This is a genomic window from Marisediminitalea sp. (genome assembly GCF_984433645.1).
Map to the genome: position 1 here is coordinate 1 of NZ_CFIDRX010000178.1, position 2909 is coordinate 2909.

Sequence of the window (2909 nt, forward strand, 5' to 3'; positions counted from 1 at the left end):
CTAACATCTGCGGGTTGGCAACCTGTGACAAGTAGCGACACTATGGCAATGGTCAGGGCAGGCGAAATCCGTTTCATCATAATTATCCTTATAAAAAAAGCGGCATTGTATGGTTTATACAAATTACCGCTTTTTGTTCATCTTCTTGTTTATGAGGGCAAATACCGCAACTAATCCTGAGGTGTGAGTGTAAAACCTTCAGGTAATAATTCACCCACGGTTGTTTCAGTACTATTGCCTTCTGGCGTAATCATTACAACAGGCGTGGATGCCTCTGCAAATTCTGCAATTTTCTGTCTGCATCCACCACAGGGATAACAAAAAGTCTCGGTAGGGCTGGCTATGACGATTTGCTTTATGGCAGAAGCGCCTTGCGCAATCATAGTGCCGATAGCGGTAGCCTCTGCACACTGCCCCAGGGGATAGGCTGCATTTTCTACGTTACACCCAAAATACACGTTTCCGTCGTTTGCTTCTAATGCGGCGCCAACTCTGAATTTGGAATAGGGCGCATAAGCATTCTTCTGCGCGTTTAGTGCCGCGCTTTTTAATTTTTCTAACAAATTTTATTTCCTGTTTTTGCTATTTTCCTGATCCGACAGTGCATTAACTGCGGTATCTTCTGTTATAGTAACTACAACTGGAATGGATTGGACAGAAAAATTTATCATATGCTGAGTCGTTTGAGTGCAATTTTATTGGTTATGGGTCTGGCAGGCTGTGCGCAAATACCTGAGACCGCAAAACAAACCGAAATGGGTAACCTGCTGGTACCGGAGCCTGCACCTGTCAGCATCCGTTCGCAGGTGGCCATTGCCCGTTTCGAGCAGATTTTAAGTAATGTCCAACTCACCGACAGCGATAAAGCCCAAATCCACTTTCAACGCGGTATGCTTTACGACAGCGTGGGCCTAAGCGGGCTCGCGCAATTCGATTACAATCGCGCCATCAATTTTAAACCCGACATGGCAGAAGCCTATAACTCGTTGGGTGTACACCTGATTCAGCAACGCGAGTTTAGTCAGGCGTATGAAGCATTCGACTCCACGTTGGAAATCGACCCAGAATACGAGTTTGCGTTTTTGAATCGTGGTATTGCACTCTATTATGGCGGTCGTCCTGATCTTGCGGTAAAAGATTTAGCCACTTTTGCCGAGAAAGCGCCCAATGATCCCTTTCGGGCACTCTGGGCTTATTTTGCCGATAAGCAGGTGTCGCCTGAAACAGCAAAAGTAAAGTTGGCCAACCGGCGCGCTGAACTGGCAGAACAACACTGGGCCACAAAACTGGTAGACATGTTTCTGGGAACCGCCTCCGAAACCCAGCTACTCGACTCATTATTAACGGGTGTTACCAGCGAGAAAGAACTCACCGATCGCTTGTGCGAAGCCTATTTTTATTTAGGCAAGTATCACGAGGAAAAGGAACAGCCTGGTATCGCGTCAAACTATTTTAAATTCGCACTCAGTACCAACGTTTTTGAATACGTTGAGCATCGCTACGCACGCCTTGAGCTGGAACGCCTGCGTCAGAATTCCGTGTCTGAATAACGCGCTACATGTTTAGAGCCACTTGTCTGGTTGTATTTACGTCGCTGACGATAGCGGCTGATACCGGCCAGTTAAACACACAACTGCTAAGCAATGCTCAACACGCTGAGGAACCGGCGTCTCTACTTTGGATCGCGTCAGAGCAGGGCAGTCAACAAGCGCAACAGCAGCTGCACGATTTTGCTGAGCAAAAGCAAGATGGGTATTGGCTCGAAAAGCTCATTGGTCTTGGCTATGCACCTGCTGCATTAACACTTTCCCGCATTGAGGATAACCCCCGTATTTCCCAGCGTTTGGTTCGGTTAGCAGCAAGGGGCGGTGTAGCACAAGCCCAATATGAATTTGCCCTGAGCCGCGATGATTATTCCCATCGTGCCAGTTGGCTTACAGCGGCCGCCGAGCAAGGCTTGTTTGAAGCGCAAACCGCGTTGGCAGACTGGTATCTGTTGTATCAACAGCCCGAGTTAGCTGAGCCCTGGTTGGCACAAACTGCCGATACCGATCCGCAAAGCGCATTTCAGTTAGCGTATTTGCGTTGGCAGCACGGTGAACAAGAAGAAGCCAAGGCGTTGTTCGAGTTTGCAGCAGAACATGAGCACGAAGAAGCGGCCGAAGTGTTATCTGTGCTAAATCGTTATCAGCCCGTCTCGGTCTCAGCCCTGCGCAATCAATTAGCTTCTTCTTTACCTGATAACTGGCTGACCGCCCAATGTCGTCAACGTATGCAACCTTTGGCAACGGGGTTGGCAGAAATGGTTCAGGCAGATCGTATCTTTCGTCAATTTAAACGGGACCGACGACTGCAATCGCTGTCGTTGTGTGTGGCGACACCACAGTGGTTAGCAGACAACACAATGCGATGCGATGCTAATTGGCGTGGTCAGGGCAGGTTGGGCTGTGATATCAGGCCGCTGGCCGAAACGGTTGAGGCGAACAATATTACGCACCTTATGGTCTTGGCACAAAGTGGTAAGGCGAATGTCAACAATGGTGTTATGTATCTGGATGTAGGCGACACCTACAGTGTATTTGTACACGAATTAGCGCACTTTGTCGGGTTCGTCGATGAATATCCGCTTACTGCCGGATTGGCAAGAGAATACTGTAGCCGTAAAACCGCCCCCAACTTGGTGTTCCTGGGAGAAATTACCTATGCGCCATTGGACAACATAGCGCAATGGCAGGCCATTGAGTTCCCGGTGCGATTATATCCAGCCAGAACCTGCCACAATATTCGTCAGCCAAGCTATAAACCCAGCGAGCGTATGACGTTTCTGGAAAATCATGATGCGAAGTACATCCCGCCGCTGTATTTAAGTATTTGGCAACAGCGTTTAAACGACCCCGGTGTACAGCGCA

At 48.7% G+C, this 2909-nt stretch carries 3 protein-coding genes; 2 read left to right on the forward strand and 1 reads right to left on the reverse strand.

Features of this window, described 5'->3' with window-relative positions:
• Positions 1-170: 170 nt before the first annotated feature.
• Entirely contained in the window at positions 171-563 is a 393-nt protein-coding gene (gene cdd / locus AC4MRN_RS17315) for a cytidine deaminase (RefSeq protein WP_073321407.1), read from the reverse strand.
• A 108-nt stretch (positions 564-671) separates the two neighbouring features.
• On the opposite strand from cdd, the gene nlpI reads away from it, so the two are divergent.
• Both nlpI and AC4MRN_RS17325 read left to right on the forward strand, forming a co-directional pair.
• On the forward strand, positions 672-1550 hold the full coding sequence (gene nlpI / locus AC4MRN_RS17320; protein ID WP_073321404.1) for a lipoprotein NlpI: 879 nt from the start codon (positions 672-674) through the stop codon (positions 1548-1550).
• Between the two features lie 8 nt (positions 1551-1558).
• Positions 1559-2909 (forward strand): tetratricopeptide repeat protein (locus AC4MRN_RS17325; protein ID WP_491203979.1); only part of this gene is annotated, 1351 nt, incomplete at its 3' end.